Below are 21,691 nucleotides of genomic sequence, written 5' to 3' on the forward strand. Positions count from 1 at the left end.
AAATAAATACTAATTAAACAAATTTAATTTATTTAAAACAATAAATTTGCTTTTATATCATTTTGTTTATTTTTGTCTAGATAAGGTTGTAAATTCAGGCGATATTTATTTTAATTAAATATTTTATATACAACCAAATTAAGTAATCCTAGAAGGATTTAATGACAAATTATCTAGAAAATTAAAGTAAATGGGACATTTTTTCAAAATTTGTAATAATTCTAGAATAATTATTTTTCCCAAAAATGACGAGAAAATAAAATAAGTAAGGAGAATATTTCTAATCTACCCGCTAACATAGCAAAAATCAAAACCCACTTACTAGGCACATTCAAAGCAGCAAAGTTGGAGCTAATTGCTCCAATACCCGCTCCCGCATTTGCTAGGCTTGCGATAACAGCAGAAAAAGCAGTCGTAAAGTCATTATTAAAGGCCATCAATAGCAGAACTAAAGTCCAAAATAGAGCAATAAAAACTGAAATAAAGCCCCACATCGATTGTAACACTGATTCGGATAAAGCATGTTTACCAAACTTAATCGTAAAAACCGCATTAGGGTGAATTAACCGGGCCATTTCTCGCTTACTTTGTTTAAATAAAAGTAAAGCACGAATTACCTTAATTCCGCCACTGGTCGAAGCAGCACAACCACCAACTAGGGCAAGTAAAATAATAAGCAAAGGCACAAAAGTTGGCCAATATCCAAAAGGTTCAGAGAGAAAACCGGTCGTTGTGGCAAGCGAAATAATATTAAAAAGACTTTTAATTAAGGTATGATGACTAGCATTAAAAAAACCATAGAAAACGAGGCTTAAGGTAACAATTAAAGTTGCTATTAACAAAAAAGCTAAATAAGAACGAAATTCTTCATCCTGCCAATAATGGGATAAAGTTCTTTTTCTAAAGGCCGTGAAGTGAAGAGCAAAATTCGTGCCCCCTAATAACATAAAAAAGCAAGCAACTAACTCTATACCCTCATTATGATAGTAAGCGAAACTAGCATCATGCATAGAAAATCCACCCGTAGATACTGTAGCGAAACTCTCACCCAGCGCATCAAACCAATCCATGCCGGCTGCCCAATAACATAACATACATAATAAAGTTAAAAGTACATAAATGGACCATAAAGCTTTGGCAGTTTGGGCAATGCGCGGTGTAAGTTTGCTGTCTTTAAGTGGACCTGGTGTTTCAGCTTTATAAAGTTGCATACCGCCGACACCTAACATAGGTAAAATCGCTACTGCTAAAACAACAATTCCCATACCTCCTAAAAATTGCAATTGTTGTCTATAAAATAAAAGTGCATTGGGTAAGCCTTCTAAATGCGTAATAATACTGGCGCCTGTGGTTGTAAAGCCTGATACAGATTCAAAAACTGCATCTGTAATATGATGCCCATTAAGTGCAATGACAAAAGGAAGGGAGGCAAAAAAACATAATACGAACCAAAATAATACGACAATTAAAAAGCCATCACGTATTTTTAATTCATGATTTTCATGCCTAAATAACAGAGCAAAAAAGGCACCAATACTAAACGTGCAGGTAAAAGCTGCAATAAAGGGAAACCAGAAATGCTCGTGAAAAATAAAATTAAATAATAATGGGGTCAACATACTGATGCTAAACATCATTAAAAGCAAACCTAATAAACGAAAGATAGTTTTAATTTGCATGATAAAATTTGATACAGTAAAATATTAATGGTGACGGCCTCATTATAGTGACTTATTTTTGAATAAAAAGTCTATTAATTAATTCATGAAGGTTAAAGTGACTTGAAAAAGTGTTTCCAGTTGACGTATGTAGCGCCGTTTCAATAAAAGTAAAATAACATGATCATCTGACTCAATGATTAATTCAGGCGATGCTAAAAGAGGCTTATTATCACGAATAATGGCGGCGATAATACAGCTTGGCGGTATCTCAATTTCATCTAGTCTGCGGCCTACAACATGTGATGTATAGTGATCACCATGAGTAATTAGTTCAATTGCTTCAGCTTCGCCGTTTTGCAGTCTATGCACTTTAACCATATGACCACCTCGTAATTTTGCTAATATGCAGCCTATTGTAATAAGTTGAGGCGAAATGGCTTGATCTATAGCGCTGTCTTTAATTAATTCTACATAAGCATGGCGATTAACCAGTGCCATGGCTTGGCGCACACCTAAACGCTTGGCTTGTAAACAAGACATAATATTAGCTTCATCATCATCAGTAACAGCACAAAAGACATCCGTAAATTCAATATTTTCATTAATCAATAAATCACAGTCAGCAATATCGCCTTGTAAAACTGTTCCTCTATTTAATTGGGAAGCCAAATCCATTGTACGATTGCTGTTATGATCGATAACTTTAATACGGTAACTTGACTCTAATGTTTGAGCAAGCTGCGAACCTATATGGCCACCACCAGCGATTATAATACGCCGATTAGGAGGTGCGTAGCAGCCTAAAACAATCATAATATGTTGAATTGCTTGGGGCGGCGCAATAAATAAGATTAAATCATCTACTTGTAGTTTTGTGTCCCGATTAGGAGCAATGGCAGTATTGTTACGAAAAATAGTGATAATACGAAAATCAATTTGAGTAAGCTTTTGATGCAATGCGGAAAGCTTTTGGTCTACCATCGTACTGTCTGCGGCGAGCTTAATCGTTACCATTAATAATAAACCATCTCCAAACTCAAAAACTTGGGTAGCGCCAGGGTAGTCAATAAGATTTTGGATATGTTCGGTAATCAATTTTTCAGGGCTGATACACACATCAACTGGCACATGATCTTTATGAAAAAGCTCAGGATAATTGTAGTAGTGTTGAGAACGAATACGCGCTATTTTCATAGGCGTGCGAAATAAACTATAGGCTATTTGGCAGCCCATCATATTAATTTCATCACTATTAGTTACAGCAATTAGCATGTCTGCTTGTTCTATACCTGCTTCTATAAGAACACTTGGATGAGAACCAGAACCATGCACTGTTTGAATATCTAGACGATGACCTAAATCACGCAGTTTACTTTCATCTAAATCAATCAAAGTAATATCGTTTTCTTCACGAGCAAGATTACGGGCTAAAGTGCCGCCCACTTGGCCTGCTCCGAGAATCACTATTCGCATAATCTTCCCTCATAAACAAAGGTTGCAGGCCCTGTTAAAAAAGCAGAGGTTGATAAGCCTGACCATTCAACAAGTAAATTCCCTCCTAGAAGAACAACTTCAATAGGGCTTTTTAAATGATGAAATAATTGCGCTGCTATAGCTGCTGCAAGTGCGCCGCTGCCACAAGCTTGCGTTTCACCACAACCTCTTTCATAAACACGCAGTGCAATTTGATGTTCGTTTATAATTTTCATAAATCCAGCGTTTGTTTGTTCTGGAAAAAGGGGATGCTCACTAATTTCTTTACCTAACTTTGCTACCGGTGTCTGAATTAAATCATCAACGACGGTAATAGCATGCGGGTTCCCTACGCTTAAAGCATGTACTTCATGGCTTTTGCCATTTTTTAAGGGTAAGCAATAAAGAGGCATTTGCTTTAAAGCTTTCAATGGAATACGGTTGGGTTCAAAAAGAGGCTGGCCAACATCAACAGTTACGGTATTATCTGAGTTAATTTGTAAAGACATATTAGTTGTTTTGGTAGCAATGCGAATTTGTGTTTTTGTCGTTAACCCATAATGTTTTACAAAGCGCGCTAAGCAACGTGCACCATTACCACACTGACCAACTTCTTGCCCATCAGCATTAAAGATTCGATAGAAGAAATCAATTTTATCATCTTGACTGGCTTCAACTATTAAGCATTGATCAAAGCCTATACCAGTATGACGATTGGCCAAGCTAGGTATGTTCAGCTTACTTAAATCAATTTTTTGTCTTAAAGCATCGATAACAATAAAATCATTACCTAAACCATGCATTTTAGTAAAGTGAAGTGGCATATTATTTTCAATCAAAATAACTAGGATACAGGTTTTTGTTGATTAGGAGGAGGGGGTAAATAAAGAGGCCCTTTTTGACCGCAGGAAGAAAGGTTAATAACTGTAATTAAAATAAATAATGCTGATATAAATTTCATGATAATGAGAAAATTAGCTAATTTGTTATTTCATTATAAAAAATAGTGCATTAGATAGCTATTGGTGTCGCCTTGGAATCTCAGTTAATTGTTCTTTAGTTTCAACTTCATCGCTTGCCCCTACCCTCATAGAGTTAATAGCAGCTCGAGCACCTTGAGTGAGTTTTAACTCCGAGCGTGTACTAATAGTAATTATTTCTTTTTTTGAAACTACCTCTAGATCACTGTTAAGCTCTTCCCAGGTTAATTCAAAATTTATCACTTCTGGTATGAGGATTTCTGAATTTTGACTATAAACGGGTGTTACTTTGATATTAATTTGCTCTATGGGAAATTCTCTTTCTTCACTTAGTTTTTCAATAATGAAATTTTCAACAACTAATAAAGTACTATAGTTAGAAGCGGCTGTAGCTGGAAATAAATGGTCGGCAGAATGTTGACCACCTAGGCAAAGGCCTCTAATGTGGCTCCAATGATAATCACTTCCCTTAGGCTTAATAATAGTGTCCGCTCCATAGGCAGCAAATACTTCACGACATGATGCACCAGTTAAACTATTTTGGCCAAAACGTCTCTTTTTAACATGCGCTTTCAAAATATCTTGGAATTTAACAGTATACTCTTGCGGCGGAATTTTTTTAGAGACCAACTGTGGTATTTCCTCTCTGATTTCCTCAATTGATAGGTCTTTTATCCTGGCTCGACCGGGATTTAACTTATTTTTTTCTGGCGTAGTTTTTTTAAAAAATTTGTAACGGCGCTCAGATATTTTGCCAGATATATCTTCTATTGTTGTTTCTGCTGCATATACTTGATAAGCAGTAGATTTACCAGGGGTACGTACCGTAGGTACCCCTTCATAACCTTTCACAGGAGAACTTTCTGTGAGAGAGGTAATTCTTACATTATATTTTTCTAATTTCTTTTTCTTTAGAGGTGTTATGTTATTAGCATCTATAACATCCATAATAAGTTGTCGTTGAGGATCCTGATTCGCTTCTGTGTCCTTATATTCTCTTTCCATAGCTCTTTTTTTAGTTGAAGGAGCAGGTTCATCGTCTGACACAATGCGTTTGCAAGCTCTATCTGTATTTTTTCTTTGTAGGCCAGCGTTAACAGTACTAAAGTTAGTATCAAGAACTTCGCTTAATAGTTGAATTAGACGAGAAGCCTGTAATTTTTTTATGCCCAATGCTTTAACGCGATCATGTAAGTGTGTCCACTGATCATCATTAAGCTCTTTGCCCTTACTAATAAGGTCTTTGAATATAGGGAGATTAATATAACGGCTTTTAAATTTTTCAACCTCTTGACGCATAAAAAGAAATCCTTACTACCTTAAAATTAATTTAGAACAAAAAATATACTAACTAATTATAAATTATTCTGATTGATAAGAGAAGTACCTTTTTGGATGGTTTGTTTAAAACATAGCTTACTTATTCATAAATAAGAGAAAATTAAAAATTTAATTCTTATTATTAAATGATTAAATTAAACTCACTAGGTGCTTTAATAAGCAAAATCGCTTAAACTACCAGGTTTAGTTCAACACTCCTCTAAAAAGTAAGCTGCTAATAAAATGCTTAAGATAGGTAAGGATAGTGTTAATAATTTAGTTTGGAGTTTAAGTGAGTAATTTTAATTCTGAAGATATTAAACGCTCTCAGGGCTGTGTTATTTGGATGCATGGGCTTGGGGCTGATGGCTCAGATATGGCAGGTTTAGCTGCTGAGTATCCTATCGTTGAATTAGCTGTAGAACATCTTTGTTTAGATGCCCCTATTCGACCCGTTACGTTAAACGCTGGCATGCCTATGCGTGCTTGGTATGATATTGTTGGCTTAAATTTAACTGATAGAGAAGATAGAGCAGGCATTTTACATTCTTTTAATTATATTAAAGAAGTGATTGAACAACAGGTAAGTGCTGGTTATGAGACCTCACAAATCGTACTAGCTGGTTTTTCACAAGGTGGGGCAATGGCCTTATACAGTGCTCTTCACTATGACCTTCCTCTAGCAGGCGTCATTGCGCTATCTGCTTATTTGCCACTTGCTCTTGAATCGAAACCTATCTTAGATAAGAATACACCCATTTTTTTAGCGTCTGGACTTTATGATCCAATTGTCTTACCAGACTGGTCAAAGCAAACAAAAGAATGGTTGATAGCGAATGAATTTAATAATATTACTTGGCGACAATATCCTATGGAGCATGCCATTTGCCCTTCAGAAATTATCGATATTGCCAGTTGGTTATCGACGCAATTTAAAGGAGCTTAACTGGATATGACAATGGTTAAAAAATTGCGAGTTGTACCCTTTTCTTGCGAGCAAATGTTTAATTTAGTTAACGATGTTGAGCGTTATCATGAATTCCTCCCGTATTGCTCTGAAAGTAGAGTAAATTATCGTGATGAGGATGAGATTCAAGCGACCTTAGTTATCACTGCGGCTGGTATAAGTAAATCATTTACTACTAGAAACCTTCAACAGCTCAATAAAATGATTGAAATACGCTTGGTTGACGGTCCGTTTAAACATTTAGAAGGTTTTTGGCGCTTTGATGAAGTACCACAAGGTTGCCAAATCGGTTTTGATTTAGAGTTTGAATTTGCAGGTAGAATGTTTGCGTACTTATTAGGATCTGTATTTGAGCAGGTTACTGATAAAATGGTCGATGCTTTTTGTGAACGTGCTGAGTCTATTTATGGTCGACGTTGAAGTCATTTATATTAGCGACGAGCAGGTAATGACACATTTACATTGTACGCTACCTGAAGGTGCGACTGTAGAAGATGCACTTAATGAATCTGGAATATTTATTCTTTGCCCAGATATACAAAAGTTACCTATTGGTATCTTTTCGAAACGTGTAGAGCGGACAACACCTTTAAAAACAGGCGATCGAATTGAAATTTATCGCCCGCTAGTTAGTGATCCTAAAGAAAAACGGCGTTTGCGAGCTAAGAGGAACTAATATTACAATTTAAGGCATATGTTCAATTCGAGTTAACCTATCGTGTCTAAAATATAATACAATATTACGAACCTCTCTTATACTATTACCACGTTGCCAAGTATAAGCATAGTCCCAACGATCATTATTGAAAGTAGGGCTTAAAAGGCTGGTTCCCATTAAAATAGCTACATCTTCTTTACTCATGCCAACGTGTAAGCGTGCAACTTTATCTTGAGGTAGCAAATTTCCTTGCTGGACGACACGTCTAGCAAAGTCATAGGACATGCATTGTGTTAATGTTAATACTAAAGCAATCAGTAAGATACGTGGTGTAAATCTCATTTTTTTGCCCACAATTAAAAATTTCGCCATAATATCATGCTATCTTTAGAAAAAACACCCGCTTTAAGCATCATTACTGTTTTAGGAGTATTTGTGGAAGAAAGTCAGCAATTAAAAGACGCCGGTTTAAAAATTACTATACCAAGATTAAAAGTATTACAGATTTTGGAACAATCTACGGATCATCATCTAAGTGCTGAGGCTGTTTATAAAAAACTATTAGATATGGGAGAAGATGTAGGATTAGCAACTGTATACCGGGTTTTAACTCAATTTGAAGCAGCCGGTTTAGTTTCGCGCCATAATTTTGAAGGCGGTTATTCAGTTTTTGAATTATCTCAAGGTGAACATCATGATCATCTTGTTTGTGTTAAATGTGGCAAGGTCGAAGAATTTATTGATGAGGTCATTGAGCAAAGACAACAATTAATTGCTGAAAAAGCTAAATTTAAAATGACTGATCATGCCTTAAATATTTATGGTTTGTGCCCTGATTGCCAGTAACAAATTGAAGTACATATTGGGTTTTTAATGGCCTTTTTGTTTAATAATTTGCAAAAATATGTTATGATAGACCTAAGTTAGCTATTTTGGCTTTTGCTATGTTCTTAGGTCCTTTTTGGTGCGATAAACAAAAACTTTGGGTGCGCTTTAATATTCAAGCCGATAACTCATGTTTAGCAGAAATTGCTACTGCAGATACTAGATGGGCAAAATGGATGCCCGTTAATAAGGGATCTTGGGTAACGAATGCTAAATTAGAATTTAAGCCATCACCTCAGGAAATTGAAGTTTATCCATTAGCAGAAGCAAATCATGGGTTTTATTTAGACAATGGAGTGCTCTATAAGACAAACTGGCATCAATCTCATACTTCAGGACAATTTGAAGTAAGCCAATTAATTGCTAATGGTGATGCTGTTCGTGTTCCTCCTGAAATCTTAAAAGGCGAGAATAATCCTTTTAAAGATGTAGCTCCTAAACCCATACCACTTGATTTACTTCCGGAATTACCACTTACGCCAGAAATGCAACAAACGAGACTAAAAAAATGGCAGAAAATGATGCGACGAAATTCGCTAGTTAGCCAAGTTAGTTTGACTAGTAGATTCTCTAAATTAGATGAAAAGCTCAAAAATAAAGAAGAAATATTCTATAGTTACTGCGGCTCTAGGCTGTTTGAAGTATTAGATCCTGAATTATTTTCAGATCCGTACAGTTATTTAGCTACTTTAGAAACTATTAAAGATGAAACGAGCGATCTTTATCAATCACTAAAGTATATTGCTTCTCAAACCGCATTTGATAGAGAGACAAAGATTAATCCAAATAATGAAAATAGTAAGCTTAGAGAACAATTATATATAAGCAAGCTAAATTATTTGCTTGACCTTGTCGCAGCTGAAAGAGCAGATTTATTAGATACTCTTCATTTACCTATTACACCATTAATTTATCCACGACCTATATCATTTAAAGCAAGTGAATTACCATTACATAGAAACAATGAAGATAAAATGGATAGTTACTCTAATGATCCCATAGAGCCAATTTCTTCAGGATCGCTTGATGATCCTAATTATTATGATCGGCCTTCTGTTAAAAAAATACCTGCTAATTCTCTAACCAGATATACCCTACCCATAGTTGACGAGGATCCACCTTATCAGCAAAAGGAAGCTATAGAAACATTAAACGATGAAGCTCAATTACAAGAGGCAATAAATTTATCTTTAAAAGATGATTCCAAAGAAGAATTGGATGAAGCTATCGTTGATGAATCGATATTAACTGCAATAAAAGATGCTGTTGTGAGAGCAGTTGTTACATATCAGGATAACAGAGATATGTATTCTAGTAGCTTTTTTGGTAATTGGTCTCAAAATGAAATGGATCAACAAACTGTGCTTGCTTTAAACGATGAACTACAAGCTATGACAAATAATGCTGATGCTATTGAACTCATTAGTAACTTTTTAAATGATTCTGATAGCGAGCATCGTCCTCATCCTTTTAGCAAATTCTTATTAAATGAATTAAAACATATCCCTAATGAGAACCTGCCTTGGTTTGACTTAAAGGAACTAAATACAAGAAATAACTTCGGCTTTTAATGTACAAATCTCTTCTTTTGCAAAAGAAAAAGTATATTATAGCCTGAAGTAAATTGCTTAAAAATAATAAATGAATAAGTCATCAACATCTGAACTATCAGTGCCTTATCAAGCTCGCCCAACTTTTTCTTTCAGCTTAGGTAATATTTTAATTGATAACAAGATTGTTCCTAATGCCTCAGTCAATCTACTTTTTAAAAATTTTAATCGTCATGGGCTAATCGCTGGTGCGACAGGCACAGGTAAAACAAAAACAATGCAAGTATTATGTGAGCAATTATCACAAGCAGGTATTCCTTCACTGGTCATGGATATTAAGGGGGATGTATCAGGATTAGCTATGCCCGCTATCCCCAATGATTTTTTAAAAAGTCTTAGCCAGTTATTAAATATATCCTTTATACCAAAAGCTTATCCTGTTGAGTTATTTACTTTAAGTGAGAAGCTTACAGGTGTTCAACTACGTACGACATTAATCGATTTTGGTGCACTTTTATTCGCACGTCTTTTAGAACTTAATGAAACACAAGCCAGTATTATTACTGTTATTTTTGAATATGCGAAAGTAAACAATTTACCACTCATCACTTTAAATGATTTCAAAGCTATTTTGAATTTTATTCAAACAGAAGAAGGAAAAGCTGACTTTAAAGCTCAATTTGGCAATGTTGCTAGTACATCCATTAATATTATTTTACGTAAAATTATTGATTTGGAGACGCAGGGTATCAAGGAATTTTTTTCCAAGCCTGCTTTCAAAATAAACGATTTACTTCGCATTAACGCGCAAGGGGAAGGTATTATTTCTATTTTACGTTTAATGACTATGCAAGAGAATCCTAAGCTATTTTCAACATTTATGATTAAACTTTTAACCGATGTTTATCAAAAATTACCTGAAATAGGCGATCCACCTAAGCCAAAATTGGTGTTATTTATTGATGAGGCGCATTTAATTTTTAACCAAGCCAGTCAAACCTTATTGCAACTTTTAGAAACAACTGTCAAGTTAATTCGCTCCAAAGGAGTAGGTATTATTTTTTGCACCCAAACACCTAGTGACATTCCTGCCAGTATACTAAGCCAGCTCGGTTTAAAAATTCAACATTCTTTACGGGCATTTACAGCAAAGGATAGGCAAGCAATAAAATTAGTCGCTCAGAATTTTCCACCTTCAAATTATTATAATATTGAAAATTTACTAACTTCACTAGGGATAGGTGAGGCATTAGTAACCGCACTTGATGACCGTGGCCAGCCAACACCTGTTGTGCACTGTATGATGCGCCCGCCGGAATCACGTATGGGTTCTTTAACCAATCAAGAAGCTAATTCAATTATTATGAAATCTGAATTATTAGCTTATTATAGTCAGATTATAACTGAGAAATCAGCAGCAGAAGTGTTAGCCAATAAAAGGCATCCAGAACCTGGTAAAATAAATAAAAACAATCAAGAAAAAGACGAGCTATCTATCATAACGACGCTTGGTAAAAGTAGCTTATTTCGGCAAATTGTGCGTCAGACTTTTCGGGAATTAACTAGAGCACTTCTACGAGCAATGGGTTTAAAGAAATGAATACAGAGAAGTCTAATAATTAAATTTATATACGAATATCTAGAATGTCTAACTCCTTAAGTAGCAATGTTAAAGAGTCAACTAAGTTTGTATTGAGCGCTGCCAATGAATGTGGTTTCTCAGTTAAACTTTGTTTACATTCTAATTCAACGCCTAAATAATCTTCGGCTGCATATTTTTTTCTTAGGCTAGTAGTAAAGCCGTCGCTGGTACCTCGATAAGGGTAGTTTAGTCGTACTCGCAAATGTTGATGATTCTGTTTTAATATTTGCTGCCATAGTCGAGCAAGCTTTTGCTCAGTAGGCCGCTTTGGATCATAAAGAAACCCGATATCAGTCGTTCTAGTTACGCCACTTAAACTTGGTGTAAAACTGTGAATAGATAAATGCCAGACTTGATACCCTTCAACAATGGCATCTTGGATGATCTTTTCAGCTGCTTGCCGAAAAGGTAAGTAATAATTTTGTACTAAATACTCTTTTTCCTGAGGTGAAAATTGTTGTGATATCTCAGAAAAACAGGTTTTATGTTTAAGGCTACGATTACAGTCAATCAATAAGCGACTTACGGTAGCCGAGACTAAAGGATAGTTAAATACTTGACTTAAGTGTTTAGCGATAGCTAAAGCGCCAATATCTAGTCCTCTATGGGTATTTAATAGTAGTTGATGATTTCTAAAATAATGCTTGAACGCTGATGGTATCGTATTGACTGCATGTTCGCAGCTTAAAATAACTTTTATTTGTTTCACGTTGGATTAAATTGTTGATTTGTTAACAAACAATGGCCAAGCTGGCGATAAATACTTGATAAAATATTCTTATCAACATTTGGACCGCTAGCCTTTAATAAACGCTCACTTAAATTCCCTTGACTTAAAATATACTCTAAGACACGTTGACTTGTATCATCTAAATGATGGCTAACTTGTTCAATAAGTTGAGACCATGCTTCATTGCAATTTTTAACAGGACGTTTTAACTGCCATTGTTTTACTAGTTCTTGATCATTGATCGGTACTGCCAAACCATTCACTTTGGTTTGGTCAAAAAGGGCTCTTAATTGTTGTGTAGGGTAAGGATTTTCTAAAAAATAATTTGAGTTTTCAATCCAGTTTTTAACTATATAAAAAATTGCCTTGGCAATAGCAATATCAGCTTTAACACATTCCTGAGTATCTAAGATACGAATTTCAATCGCTTTATAATTAAATTTGGGAATTGCCGCCCGGGAGTTTAGCCACTCATATTGGAGAATCCCTTCAGGATCAAAAGGGCTAATAGCTTTATACATTGGCTGTAACACTTTTCGCTGGTAATCTGCTTCCGAACTTATAAACTCTGGAATAATACTGCCACTTATCGCAGGAATTTTAAGTTGATTTTTACCGTAAAAATCCAGTCTTGTATCTAAAATATTAGTTATGCCACCTTCAAGGAAAGGCGAGCTTGCTGCTAAGGCAGGTAATAAGGGTAATAGTATACGAATTGCATTATGTAGCTGATTAAATTCGGCATCATTAGCAAAAGGTAAGTTAAGATGCATACTTTGTAAATTTGACCAGCCATGGCCTTCGCAATTAAAGATATTATCGAATTGTTGATAAAGTTCTTTTTTATCATGTGGCCAGCGTTTAGTTTCTTTAAAAGGATTCATCCATGGATGGGCACCTGTAGGCAGCAACTGAAGATTGTATTTGTCTAATAGTTTGCTTAGCTTTTCAACTGTCTTTTGAAAATAAGTCTCTAGCGGTTCAGATATAGGGCGAGGGCCATTATTTTTTAATTCAAGAACATGTAAAACCAATTCATTACTAACCGCAATTTCGCCTAAGCCTACTTCATTGACTATTTCACCAGCAAGTTCTTGCAAAATAAGATCACTTTTTGGCTGAATATTTAGCGAGGTTTTGTCAACTAACATATATTCAATTTCAATACCAATGACAGAAAAAATAGAATAATTAGACATAACCATGCTTCCTGCGAATTCGTTGAAGAAAAACATTCATAATTTGCTGATAAAGGGCTTCGCCCAGTATTTTATCTTCCCATCCATAGTCAATATTGGGATTATCATTCACTTCAATGACATAATGTTTGCCATTATAACTTTTCATATCGACGCCATATAAACCATCACCAATTAAGCGCGTTACTTTTAAAGCGGTCTTAATAATAGCTTCGGGTACTTCGTGGATAGGAAAGGATTCAATTTTACCTTCCCGTGTTTCCTGCGTAGCTTCTTCCCAATTATAAATTTGCCAATGGTTCTTAGCCATATAGTAGCGACAAGCAAATATAGGTCGGTTATCTAATATGCCAATACGCCAATCAAATTCGGTAGGAATAAAGGGCTGAATTAAGACGAGATCAGAGGTTTTAAAAAATTGGGATAGAGATTTTTGCAGTGATTTACTATCTTCAATTTTAATTACCCCATGTGAAAAAGCCCCATCTGGTTTTTTTAATACACAAGGAAAATTAATTTCAGGAACATCTTTATCATATTTACTTAAAAAAAGTGTTTCTGGCGTTAAAATTTGATGGCTACGCATTAATTCCGCTAAATACACCTTATTACTGCATTTAACAATAGATTGCGGGTCATCAATAACCACCATATTTTGTTGATGAGCATAACGCGCCATACGATAAGTATAATGGTTGACTGCGGTAGTAGCTCGGATAAATAAGGCATCATACTCCGCAATCGACTTACTATCGCTTTTTTCTATAAAGTCGACATTTAAACCCATTTCCTCACCCGTATGGGCAAAAAATTCTAATGCTTTTTTATTCGAAGGGGCATTGAGTTCAGTAGGATCAATTAAAATAGCTAAATCATGATAACGTTGTTTTTTACGCCATTGGTGAAAACGTTTTTTAGATAAATAACTATCTGCTGCTTCCTTTAAAAAAGACATATGATGAGGAGGTATATCTGCAATTGATAAGGCTTGTAAATTCTTAATTCGCCATTGTTTCTTTCGTTCAAGGGTAAAACGAAGTAAAGGAAGAGGGAAAAGACCATGTAGTTTTTTGGCCAGTAAAGCATGGCGTTTAGCCATATTTTGCCCAAAATAAAGGCTAAATACGAACTCATCCGTTTTAATATCATGTAAGCTATGTTCTATTTCATCGTCAATTTCTTGGGAAATTAACTTAGATAAACTAGTACTTAGTACATCCTGAATACTATCTACCGATGGAATTGCTTTATGGTCGCGTGCATGTGCTAAAAGCGAAACATAGTAGCCAATGCTTTGATGGTGATAAGATTGGCAAAGATTAATTACACGTATAGCTTTAGTTTGGGTATATTCTTCTTTAGACAGGTAATCTCTGGCGTGAACAATTGGCGCCAAGTGGCTTAAAAATTCCCAACTGGGAGGTTCATCAGTTACGACTATAGTTTGCATCCAGCGCCTCCTTAGGTTGTATGATTAGTAAGTTAGCATCATAAGTTAAAACACCTAACATGATGGCATTAATTAATCGATTACTATTTACTTTATAATAATTATCTTGTGACAGGGGATTTTCTCGATGGGGATCGGCAACAATAATTAATTTTTGTGATTCATCATAGCCGCATAGAACAACAAAGTGCCCAGAAGGTTTTCCGCGAATATCATCATATAGTCCCTGGCCTGCTTTGTTATAAATTTCTCGTGCACTTCGATATAAATAGGTTGCACTTAAGCCTGTTAAGATGGGAATTTGTTGGTTAAAGTATTCTTTTAGTAGTTGAATATTTAAGGTTTTAAAGCGTATTTCGCCTCCTAAAGCCATATAATCTAAATAGGAATGACTAGCTTGCAGAAAGCGTTTTGTTCTTTTATATTTCATCTGAGTTTTAATTTTCCGTGCCAATAGCTCAGGACAGCTCATCCCATTGTTTTCAAACCATGTTGGATCAAAAACATTAAGGTTATTAACGTATAAAATCGCACTAAATCCTTGTAGCAAAGCATGCTTTCCTAGCATGGATGCTAAAGTGCCTCCTGAAATGGCGCGTTCAACGGTACTAATTATCTGATCTAAGGAGAGATCTAAATTATAATAACTATAAATTGCATGTAAGCTTGTAGGACCGCATGTTTCGTCATCAGGTTGGGTATAAATTGTTAAATCAATCATAGCTGCTTTAAACAATTCCCTTACTCATTTTATTAACGTTAATCTTAAGATTTATTCTTGTCAAATTATGGCTTTTTAAAAGCTCATTATTTTTATCGCAGAAATTTATCTTAAGAAGCATATTTAAGGTAAATGTGTAACAAAAACTAGTAATGGAATAAATAATCCAAAAGATAAGATAAGCATAGCAGGAAATAGTAAATAATTCTTTCCCATAATATTGGACTCTAAATTAGACGCTACATGCCTAACTTTGGGCTTGCTCAAAAGATAGGCCATTATCAATAAGCCATAAAAATAAACAGAAAAGCAGGTTAACTTATAGAAGATATCAGGGGGCATTTGATGAGCAGCAAGATAACCTATAGGAAAATTAACAAAAAGAAAACTAATTATCCATAGACTCATATCAAGCGTAATAGGAGGTCCTTGCTCGCTAGATTCATATAAATCAACAAGCGGCATTATCAAAAGAGGAAAATAATAAAGCCAACCTAGAGGGCTTAAAACTAGCATGACAACTAAAGTTAAGCAAAATGAGCGGTGATTATTTCTATCTAAATCTAGATAATTAAGCCTTTTAATATACCAAATTAAGCCGCTAATAAAAGTAATATAATAAATTAACTGAACTAGCCACAAATCCGGATTTCTACTATAGGGGTCTACTAGAAAGCGAAATAAAAAACCATAGATAGAGGCATTCCAAGAATCACTATACCAAAGTACTCGTCGTAATAAAGAAAAATAAAGAGAATATATATTGATTCCATAGGTAAAAATAGGAATTAAATGGGCAATAAGACAGGTTATAATCATGATAACTACAACTTGATAGCGCTTCTCTTTCCAGGCAAAAATAAATAATAAAGCAGGAAATAGTTTAAGTGAGATAATAATCCCCCATAAAATACCGGCATAAAAATTATTGTTTTTGCGGTAAAAAAAATATCCAATAATTATAAAAAATAATAGGAGACCACCTATTTGTGCGAGATTAATAGACATTATTGTTGGATAAAATGCGAGGTACATCATTAAACAATAAAACCAATGTTTTCGAAAAAAAACAGGCTTAAGCGTTAGCTTAAAGGAAAAGTAGGCACCTATTAATCCTAATATGAATATGCTTACTGACCAAAGTATAACTGCGTCTTTATAATTAAGAAGTGCCAATGGCCTAATAAATTCCATGAAAAAGGGAGGGTTTAAATTAATAGGTAGTTTTTCATTAGTGGATAAAAAAGTGGCACTTAAAGCAGTATAAGGATTAGAGTGATTATTATAAGCGAGCGCTGAAGCATAGAAAGAGACAAAATCTAACCTTAAATCTAGCTTAGATAGGAAATAAAAAAGCAAGATATAAGTGATTATAACTAAGAAAATAAAAGCAAACATAGGTAAGTTATAGAATGTTTTTAACTTTGTCATATGGCTAGATTGTCAAGAGATAATTTTACACTTTAAGTACTTTTATTGATAATTCAAGCTTAAAAGTTGCTACTAGTTCAGCGGCATTAAGATAATGTGTATAAGCTTGGACTTCAATAATTTTATTAATTCGCTCTTTAGTTTGTTCTGATTCTATAAGCATTTCTCTAACACTATTACCCATCTGACAAACAAAATAAACAGCTGATTCTGGCCGCTTGATAAATTGAGCTTGAAATGACTTAAATACAAGGGATATTTTTTTCTTCATTTGGTTAGCATAGTAAAAGCCATATAATCCACCTGCTAAATCAGCACCAACAGCAAGAGCACCAAAATACATGGAATTTAAATGATTTTTACTACGTCGCCTTAAAGGTAATTGAATAATTAGATTTCTATCATTAATTTCAATAATCTTAGGTTTTAAATAACCAATTAAGGGCACTTGAAAGCGCCCGAAATACCAAAGAAAAAACTTAAAGCGAGTTAAGGTAGTCATGAAACAATATCCTTTTGAAGAAGACTAATAATTAAATGTTATGATGATTCTTTACCGACTTCTAAATGCGAAATAACTTTTTTAACACCGCGAACCGCAGTGGCACGTTTAATGATCGCTACAATCGATTTCCTATCCTTCACTTGTCCGCTTAAGGTAACCACGCCATTTATAGTCCTAGCGTTAATACCTACCAAAGGAATAGAATCATCATCTAATACTTTTGCTTTAAGAACGGCTGCTTCAACTTTAGCTGTAATATAAGTGTCGGTTAAGGCCGTATTAACTTGCTTAATGACTAAATCTTCTACGTCAATGGATTTGACCCCCTTGGTTGTATTGACTAATCGTAATGCTTTGATAAACGCTTCATTGTTTTTAACATACCCTTTTAAAGTAACCACGCCATCTTCTGTTGATACAGAAATTTTAAGCGGATTTAAATCTTTATCTTTAGTGAATTTTGCAGTGATTTTCGTGGTTATCACTGAGTCGCTAATAGTTTGTTCGATTTCTTGTAGTTTATTTTCGGCATAACTTACATTAAACGTAGCTATTAAGAGAAATAGAGTAAGAATTATATTAGTGAAGATGCGCATAGTGATAACTCAAAGCAAATAGGTTGAGATTGTATCATTTTTATAATAGTTTTTCTAAAACTAATAATCTTAGTGCCCTTTTCTTAGGTGTTTAAACTAAGGCCACTTAAAGTGGCCTTGCAAGAGAAAAAAGCTAAGTGCCTAAAAAATTCGAGTACAAAGCACTCCTGTGAGCTGTCCTTTATCGCTTGGGATCTGTCCTGAGTTTAAAGGAGAGAGAACTTGGAGCCAAGCACCGTTCACTGGATCGCTTGCGAGCTCAGTTGAACTCCAATAGGTACCTGTGAGCGAAATAAGATTGCCGAAGTCTATAAGACTGGATTGTATATTTTGTAAAGAAGGTTCAGACATTGTACCGCAGTTAATGGCAATACTAGCACTGCTAGTACCCTCATAGCCAAGCTCACAAATGGCAGGTAAATACCAATCGTTAAGTCCATTGATATTTTGTTTACAAATTCCAGCGGCGTAAGTAGATAGATTGATTGGCGCACCGGTGGCGGCAGTTTGATAATAGACATAAATGTTATTCGTATTACAAGCGCCATCAATAGCGCCATCACAGGCTATTTGTCCAGTTACTTGACCACTACTAGGATTAGGCGAAGCCGTGGTTGAGGTTTCTGAAATACCAAAAATACGATCATAGGCTACGTTAGGCGGACTACTATTATCGGTGCTCCAGAACACCTGAGGAAGTGGGAATTGATCGCTGAGTGCTGCTAATTTTCCACCTATACTTGTATTGGCTGGCGTAAGATCATTAAGAGCATACACATAGCCACCCTGATAAAAACAACCATAGCTTAATACATAGACACTGGCGCCAACCTGATTTGTATTACTACCAAATACTTGAATAAAACTTGGGGAAGCCTGGGTTCCAGTAGAGCATGGATTAGTACCGTCGGAACTCGCTGTATTGCCTGGGGTAACGGTAATGGTACAACTAGCACCGGCAGCTAATGTGGTCGGACAATCTGAGCTACTGGTGGTGCCAGTAGGCAAGTCTGCCGAAGAAACAACTAAATTAAATGCTGGCAAACTGCCTGTGTTAGTAATAGTAATGGTTCGTGCGACCCCAGAATTAGGGTTTCCTGGCATACCATATTCAATCAATCCTGTTACACTCAAAACCAAATTACTTGTACTAATAGTTAAATTAGTCGTATTATCAGCACAATTTACCGCCACATTAGTGACATTAGCACCACCCATAATACCGCTGCCATTGCTAACGGTACAGTTTTGACTAGCCGGTTGGGTTAAGATTGTGACTTGATAAGTTGCTCCTTGGGCTACAGGCGTGGGAAAGGTAAACGACCCATCGCTTGTGAGTGTTAGATTATCAGTTCCATTATTTTGTAGAACCACGGTGCCTGTTAAACCTGAGACGTTTCCACCCACCGTATAAGCATTAGTTGCGCAGGTGACTTGAACATTGTTAATGTTTGTAGCACCTGCTGTACCACTGCCATTGGTTACCGTACATGTTTGCGTAGTGGGTTGGGTTAAAATAGTGACATTATAAGGTGCGCCTTGTGCCACGGGTGCAGAAAACGTAAAAGTACCATTGCTGTTAACTGTTAAGTTATTGCCACCATTATTTTGCAGCACTACTGATTCAGAGGGTGCAAGTCCTGTCACAGTACCGCTTATCGTGCGGGCATTCGTTGAACAATTGACTCTGATATTGCGTATATTGGCATTGGCTATTGTGCCACTGCCATTACTAACGGTACACGTTTGGGTAGCAGGCTGGTTTTGAACGGTAATCGAATAAGTACTGCCAGGTGGCAAGGCAGTTGGAAAGGTAAAGGTTCCATCTGCATTCAACGTTAATGCTTCACTACCATTATTCACTAATACTAATGTGCCTAAAAGGCCGAAAGTTCGACCACCTACCGTGAAAGACACCGCTCGGCCTTTCGTAATTTTTAAGCTATTAGCCTGACTCGGCCGATAACACTGTAGGGGATTGGCCTGATCGCACACCACCGGGCCGCCAATAACATTGCCGCTTAAACTACTGCTTTCGATAAATAGCGTTAAAAGACAGGACTGTTGATAGCCTAACACGAAGACAAGAGGACAATGACCCGCTGTAGTGACTTGGGTAATGCCTGGAATAGGCGTCATGACCAGCGTATGAACGCGTTTTGATTGATTAGTCACTTGATATTGCACAGTAGCAGTACTCGACACCGGAACTGTGATTTTAGTTGGTGTTAGAGGCGTGAACGTCCATAAAGGCGTTCCTGCCTGAACAAAGGCCATAGCCAACAACAACCAGCTACTAATAATTAGTCTCTTCATTAAATCCTTTTTCATTATAATGCCCTTTTATTAGCGTGTCTTTTTTAGGCTAAATAAGTAAGATTGAATAAAACACCGTTTGTGTAGAGGTGATTTTGCTCTAAGCCCCAATGGTTAGTTTGTCCGGTAGCGCGTCCTAAATGGCTTTTACCCCAGTCAGCAAACTCATAGCCCACGCCGATTTGCCAATTAGGATTTAAGGTCATTTGTACACCAGCGCCTACCGTGTAGGAAAAAGTCGTTTCCGTATGAGAAGTGAAATTGGAATTAGGCAGTGCTTCAAAAATCAAAGGCGTATTGTTAAAATCGTGTGCGTAGTTAAAACCTGCGCCTAGACTCCCACTGATCCAAGGTATCAACCAATAACCCATATCAGCTAAGAACTTGCCTTTAAACCCCACGTAAGTATGTTGAATTTTATAGCGATAGGTGAAATTATTAAATTGCGGGTCGGCATCATCCCAAATATGACCTGACAATTTTACATTGTTAGTTGCTGCCACAGCTAAGCCCCATTGACTATAGAAGCTTGGCGACCAGGCGTGTTGGATACCAAGAAAAACTTCCCCATTAACTAACGTGGAATTGGTTTTATTTGCCGTATAGGTTTTTATAATTTCAGGGGTTAAGTAAAAAGTTTGCGCACTTACATCATCGTTCCAAACAGGACCTACACTTAATGTACCTATCCAGCGCCAAGGAGAAGGTTGCAAGACAGGGCCCATGGTTCCTGCAGTGACACTTCCAGTTATTAGGCTAGCTGATATAATTAACCAAGGGTAATTTTTTTTCATAGATATCCCTATACTAAAATGATTCATTAATATTTTAAAATGGCAAACGAGAAAGTTTGAGGTCAAAATTAAATAACAGGCTTTCCTATAGAGTACTACTAGGATAAGAAATAAAGAATAAAACAATCCTCATTAAAATTACTTTATCAACGTCTCTCAAAAAGCGTTTAACAGTACCTAGTGGCTTATTCTTTTGTATTCTCAATACCAAATTTTATATCAGTAAGAATTGTTTAATAAATTTTTAAAATTAGCAATACATGCAGTTTTTTAAATAAAGCTAATCATCTAATTTAGTAACATTAAGACTTTGAATTAAATAAGGTGGATTTTTAGCAGGAATAACAACCACAGAAAAATAAATAGTTGTTTTTAGCTCAGGAATATTAAAACCTTGGTTCACCCGCCAAAAAACGACATTTTCAAAACCTTGCTGAGCTATAAATTGTTTTGTATTAACTGCACTGGGATGAAGAGTAAGTTGATTATCTCTGATTGTATTAATCTTATCGCCCAGAAAACTATTTAAATTCTGCCAAGCCTCTGGCGTATAATGTGATTTTACTGAATTTAACTGATTATCCATTGTTTTATAGTTAAGAGATAATGTGTTTAAAAGAGTTTGTTTGGTCCAGGCTAAAACGTTGGCATTATCAGCAAAGGATAGCATTGGTAGAAGAGTAAGCAATAAAATAAATTTGTAAATATACTTAGGCATTTAAATTTCCCTATTAAACACTTAACATCAGTAGTATAGCAATTGCTGAAGGTTAATATTTATCCTTATTGACTAAATGAAGATATAAACTCGCA

At 35.7% G+C, this 21,691-nt stretch carries 22 protein-coding genes; 6 read left to right on the forward strand and 16 right to left on the reverse strand.

What is annotated here, in order from left to right; translation table 11 throughout:
- Positions 1-230: 230 nt before the first annotated feature.
- The 5 genes from E1P04_RS14175 to E1P04_RS14195 form a co-directional block, all read right to left on the reverse strand.
- On the reverse strand, positions 231-1,637 hold the full coding sequence (locus E1P04_RS14175) for a TrkH family potassium uptake protein (protein WP_242604473.1): 1,407 nt from the start codon (positions 1,635-1,637) through the stop codon (positions 231-233).
- Positions 1,638-1,757: 120 nt separating this feature from the next.
- Positions 1,758-3,134, reverse strand: coding sequence for a Trk system potassium transporter TrkA (gene trkA, locus E1P04_RS14180; RefSeq protein WP_131783558.1), 1,377 nt, complete (start codon positions 3,132-3,134; stop codon positions 1,758-1,760).
- On the reverse strand, positions 3,125-3,958 hold the full coding sequence (gene dapF / locus E1P04_RS14185) for a diaminopimelate epimerase (RefSeq protein ID WP_131783559.1): 834 nt from the start codon (positions 3,956-3,958) through the stop codon (positions 3,125-3,127). Before dapF ends, trkA begins: the two co-directional genes overlap by 10 nt.
- Before the next feature lie 20 nt (positions 3,959-3,978).
- Positions 3,979-4,095 (reverse strand): LPS translocon maturation chaperone LptM, encoded by a 117-nt coding sequence (gene lptM, locus E1P04_RS14190; protein WP_131783560.1) that lies wholly within the window; start codon positions 4,093-4,095, stop codon positions 3,979-3,981.
- A gap of 58 nt (positions 4,096-4,153) precedes the next feature.
- Positions 4,154-5,413 (reverse strand): DNA/RNA non-specific endonuclease, encoded by a 1,260-nt coding sequence (locus E1P04_RS14195; RefSeq protein ID WP_131783561.1) that lies wholly within the window; start codon positions 5,411-5,413, stop codon positions 4,154-4,156.
- Positions 5,414-5,726: 313 nt separating this feature from the next.
- On the opposite strand from E1P04_RS14195, the gene E1P04_RS14200 reads away from it, so the two are divergent.
- Genes E1P04_RS14200 through E1P04_RS14210 form a run of 3 tightly spaced genes read left to right on the forward strand, consistent with a single transcriptional unit; the run spans position 5,727 to position 7,077 of the window.
- Positions 5,727-6,380 carry an alpha/beta hydrolase gene (locus tag E1P04_RS14200; RefSeq protein ID WP_131783562.1) on the forward strand — a complete coding sequence of 218 codons (654 nt, stop codon included), beginning with the start codon at positions 5,727-5,729 and terminating at the stop codon, positions 6,378-6,380.
- Positions 6,381-6,386: 6 nt separating this feature from the next.
- The gene (locus E1P04_RS14205; protein WP_131783563.1) at positions 6,387-6,821 is read left to right on the forward strand and encodes a type II toxin-antitoxin system RatA family toxin; all 435 of its coding nucleotides are present in this window, start codon (positions 6,387-6,389) and stop codon (positions 6,819-6,821) included.
- The gene (locus tag E1P04_RS14210) at positions 6,808-7,077 is read left to right on the forward strand and encodes an RnfH family protein (RefSeq protein ID WP_131783564.1); all 270 of its coding nucleotides are present in this window, start codon (positions 6,808-6,810) and stop codon (positions 7,075-7,077) included. The genes E1P04_RS14205 and E1P04_RS14210 overlap by 14 nt, the downstream gene beginning before the upstream one ends.
- Before the next feature lie 9 nt (positions 7,078-7,086).
- On the opposite strand, the gene E1P04_RS14215 is transcribed toward E1P04_RS14210, so the two are convergent.
- Entirely contained in the window at positions 7,087-7,431 is a 345-nt protein-coding gene (locus E1P04_RS14215; protein ID WP_131783565.1) for an outer membrane protein assembly factor BamE, read from the reverse strand.
- Positions 7,432-7,494: 63 nt separating this feature from the next.
- On the opposite strand from E1P04_RS14215, the gene fur reads away from it, so the two are divergent.
- The 3 genes from fur (at position 7,495) to E1P04_RS14230 (ending at position 11,094) form a co-directional block, all read left to right on the forward strand.
- Positions 7,495-7,905, forward strand: a complete 411-nt coding sequence (gene fur / locus E1P04_RS14220; RefSeq protein WP_131783618.1) for a ferric iron uptake transcriptional regulator — start codon at positions 7,495-7,497, stop codon at positions 7,903-7,905.
- Positions 7,906-8,003: 98 nt separating this feature from the next.
- Positions 8,004-9,515 carry a hypothetical protein gene (locus E1P04_RS14225; protein ID WP_131783566.1) on the forward strand — a complete coding sequence of 504 codons (1,512 nt, stop codon included), beginning with the start codon at positions 8,004-8,006 and terminating at the stop codon, positions 9,513-9,515.
- A gap of 70 nt (positions 9,516-9,585) precedes the next feature.
- Positions 9,586-11,094, forward strand: coding sequence for a helicase HerA-like domain-containing protein (locus tag E1P04_RS14230; RefSeq protein WP_131783567.1), 1,509 nt, complete (start codon positions 9,586-9,588; stop codon positions 11,092-11,094).
- Between the two features lie 25 nt (positions 11,095-11,119).
- Here E1P04_RS14230 and E1P04_RS14235 read toward each other — a convergent pair whose 3' ends face one another.
- From E1P04_RS14235 to E1P04_RS14280, 10 genes are all read right to left on the reverse strand, one after another.
- Positions 11,120-11,845, reverse strand: a complete 726-nt coding sequence (locus E1P04_RS14235; RefSeq protein ID WP_131783568.1) for an N-formylglutamate amidohydrolase — start codon at positions 11,843-11,845, stop codon at positions 11,120-11,122.
- On the reverse strand, positions 11,842-13,065 hold the full coding sequence (locus tag E1P04_RS14240; protein ID WP_165482796.1) for a glutamate-cysteine ligase family protein: 1,224 nt from the start codon (positions 13,063-13,065) through the stop codon (positions 11,842-11,844). Before E1P04_RS14240 ends, E1P04_RS14235 begins: the two co-directional genes overlap by 4 nt.
- The gene (locus E1P04_RS14245; protein ID WP_131783570.1) at positions 13,058-14,515 is read right to left on the reverse strand and encodes a RimK family protein; all 1,458 of its coding nucleotides are present in this window, start codon (positions 14,513-14,515) and stop codon (positions 13,058-13,060) included. Before E1P04_RS14245 ends, E1P04_RS14240 begins: the two co-directional genes overlap by 8 nt.
- Positions 14,493-15,236: a C39 family peptidase gene (locus tag E1P04_RS14250; RefSeq protein WP_131783571.1), complete on the reverse strand. Its 744-nt coding sequence runs from the start codon at positions 15,234-15,236 to the stop codon at positions 14,493-14,495. Before E1P04_RS14250 ends, E1P04_RS14245 begins: the two co-directional genes overlap by 23 nt.
- A 123-nt stretch (positions 15,237-15,359) precedes the next feature.
- A complete protein-coding gene (locus E1P04_RS14255) occupies positions 15,360-16,667 on the reverse strand; it encodes a glycosyltransferase family 87 protein (protein WP_131783572.1) in 1,308 nt (435 codons plus the stop codon).
- Positions 16,668-16,692: 25 nt separating this feature from the next.
- Positions 16,693-17,169: a DUF4442 domain-containing protein gene (locus E1P04_RS14260; protein ID WP_131783573.1), complete on the reverse strand. Its 477-nt coding sequence runs from the start codon at positions 17,167-17,169 to the stop codon at positions 16,693-16,695.
- A 38-nt stretch (positions 17,170-17,207) separates the two neighbouring features.
- Positions 17,208-17,768, reverse strand: a complete 561-nt coding sequence (locus E1P04_RS14265; protein WP_131783574.1) for a BON domain-containing protein — start codon at positions 17,766-17,768, stop codon at positions 17,208-17,210.
- A gap of 141 nt (positions 17,769-17,909) precedes the next feature.
- Positions 17,910-20,084 (reverse strand): hypothetical protein, encoded by a 2,175-nt coding sequence (locus E1P04_RS14270; protein WP_131783575.1) that lies wholly within the window; start codon positions 20,082-20,084, stop codon positions 17,910-17,912.
- 44 nt (positions 20,085-20,128) lie between these two features.
- Positions 20,129-20,878 carry an outer membrane protein gene (locus E1P04_RS14275; RefSeq protein WP_131783576.1) on the reverse strand — a complete coding sequence of 250 codons (750 nt, stop codon included), beginning with the start codon at positions 20,876-20,878 and terminating at the stop codon, positions 20,129-20,131.
- A gap of 280 nt (positions 20,879-21,158) precedes the next feature.
- Positions 21,159-21,596 carry a DotI/IcmL/TraM family protein gene (locus tag E1P04_RS14280; RefSeq protein WP_131783577.1) on the reverse strand — a complete coding sequence of 146 codons (438 nt, stop codon included), beginning with the start codon at positions 21,594-21,596 and terminating at the stop codon, positions 21,159-21,161.
- Positions 21,597-21,691 lie beyond the last annotated feature (95 nt).

This window comes from Legionella gresilensis, from assembly GCF_900639865.1.
GTDB classification, from domain to species: domain Bacteria; phylum Pseudomonadota; class Gammaproteobacteria; order Legionellales; family Legionellaceae; genus Legionella_C; species Legionella_C gresilensis.

Bases quoted from the DNA above. Each gene is read 5' to 3' on its own strand.
- E1P04_RS14175 (WP_242604473.1), bottom strand. From the start codon at position 1,637: ATGATGTTTAGCATCAGTATGTTGACCCCATTATTATTTAATTTTATT.
- trkA (WP_131783558.1), bottom strand. From the start codon at position 3,134: ATGCGAATAGTGATTCTCGGAGCAGGCCAAGTGGGCGGCACTTTAGCC.
- dapF (WP_131783559.1), bottom strand. From the start codon at position 3,958: ATGCCACTTCACTTTACTAAAATGCATGGTTTAGGTAATGATTTTATT.
- lptM (WP_131783560.1), bottom strand. From the start codon at position 4,095: ATGAAATTTATATCAGCATTATTTATTTTAATTACAGTTATTAACCTT.
- E1P04_RS14195 (WP_131783561.1), bottom strand. From the start codon at position 5,413: ATGCGTCAAGAGGTTGAAAAATTTAAAAGCCGTTATATTAATCTCCCT.
- E1P04_RS14205 (WP_131783563.1), top strand. From the start codon at position 6,387: ATGACAATGGTTAAAAAATTGCGAGTTGTACCCTTTTCTTGCGAGCAA.
- E1P04_RS14210 (WP_131783564.1), top strand. From the start codon at position 6,808: ATGGTCGACGTTGAAGTCATTTATATTAGCGACGAGCAGGTAATGACA.
- E1P04_RS14215 (WP_131783565.1), bottom strand. From the start codon at position 7,431: ATGGCGAAATTTTTAATTGTGGGCAAAAAAATGAGATTTACACCACGT.
- E1P04_RS14225 (WP_131783566.1), top strand. From the start codon at position 8,004: ATGTTCTTAGGTCCTTTTTGGTGCGATAAACAAAAACTTTGGGTGCGC.
- E1P04_RS14230 (WP_131783567.1), top strand. From the start codon at position 9,586: ATGAATAAGTCATCAACATCTGAACTATCAGTGCCTTATCAAGCTCGC.
- E1P04_RS14240 (WP_165482796.1), bottom strand. From the start codon at position 13,065: ATGTCTAATTATTCTATTTTTTCTGTCATTGGTATTGAAATTGAATAT.
- E1P04_RS14245 (WP_131783570.1), bottom strand. From the start codon at position 14,515: ATGCAAACTATAGTCGTAACTGATGAACCTCCCAGTTGGGAATTTTTA.
- E1P04_RS14250 (WP_131783571.1), bottom strand. From the start codon at position 15,236: ATGATTGATTTAACAATTTATACCCAACCTGATGACGAAACATGCGGT.
- E1P04_RS14255 (WP_131783572.1), bottom strand. From the start codon at position 16,667: ATGACAAAGTTAAAAACATTCTATAACTTACCTATGTTTGCTTTTATT.
- E1P04_RS14260 (WP_131783573.1), bottom strand. From the start codon at position 17,169: ATGACTACCTTAACTCGCTTTAAGTTTTTTCTTTGGTATTTCGGGCGC.
- E1P04_RS14265 (WP_131783574.1), bottom strand. From the start codon at position 17,768: ATGCGCATCTTCACTAATATAATTCTTACTCTATTTCTCTTAATAGCT.
- E1P04_RS14270 (WP_131783575.1), bottom strand. From the start codon at position 20,084: ATGAAGAGACTAATTATTAGTAGCTGGTTGTTGTTGGCTATGGCCTTT.
- E1P04_RS14275 (WP_131783576.1), bottom strand. From the start codon at position 20,878: ATGAAAAAAAATTACCCTTGGTTAATTATATCAGCTAGCCTAATAACT.
- E1P04_RS14280 (WP_131783577.1), bottom strand. From the start codon at position 21,596: ATGCCTAAGTATATTTACAAATTTATTTTATTGCTTACTCTTCTACCA.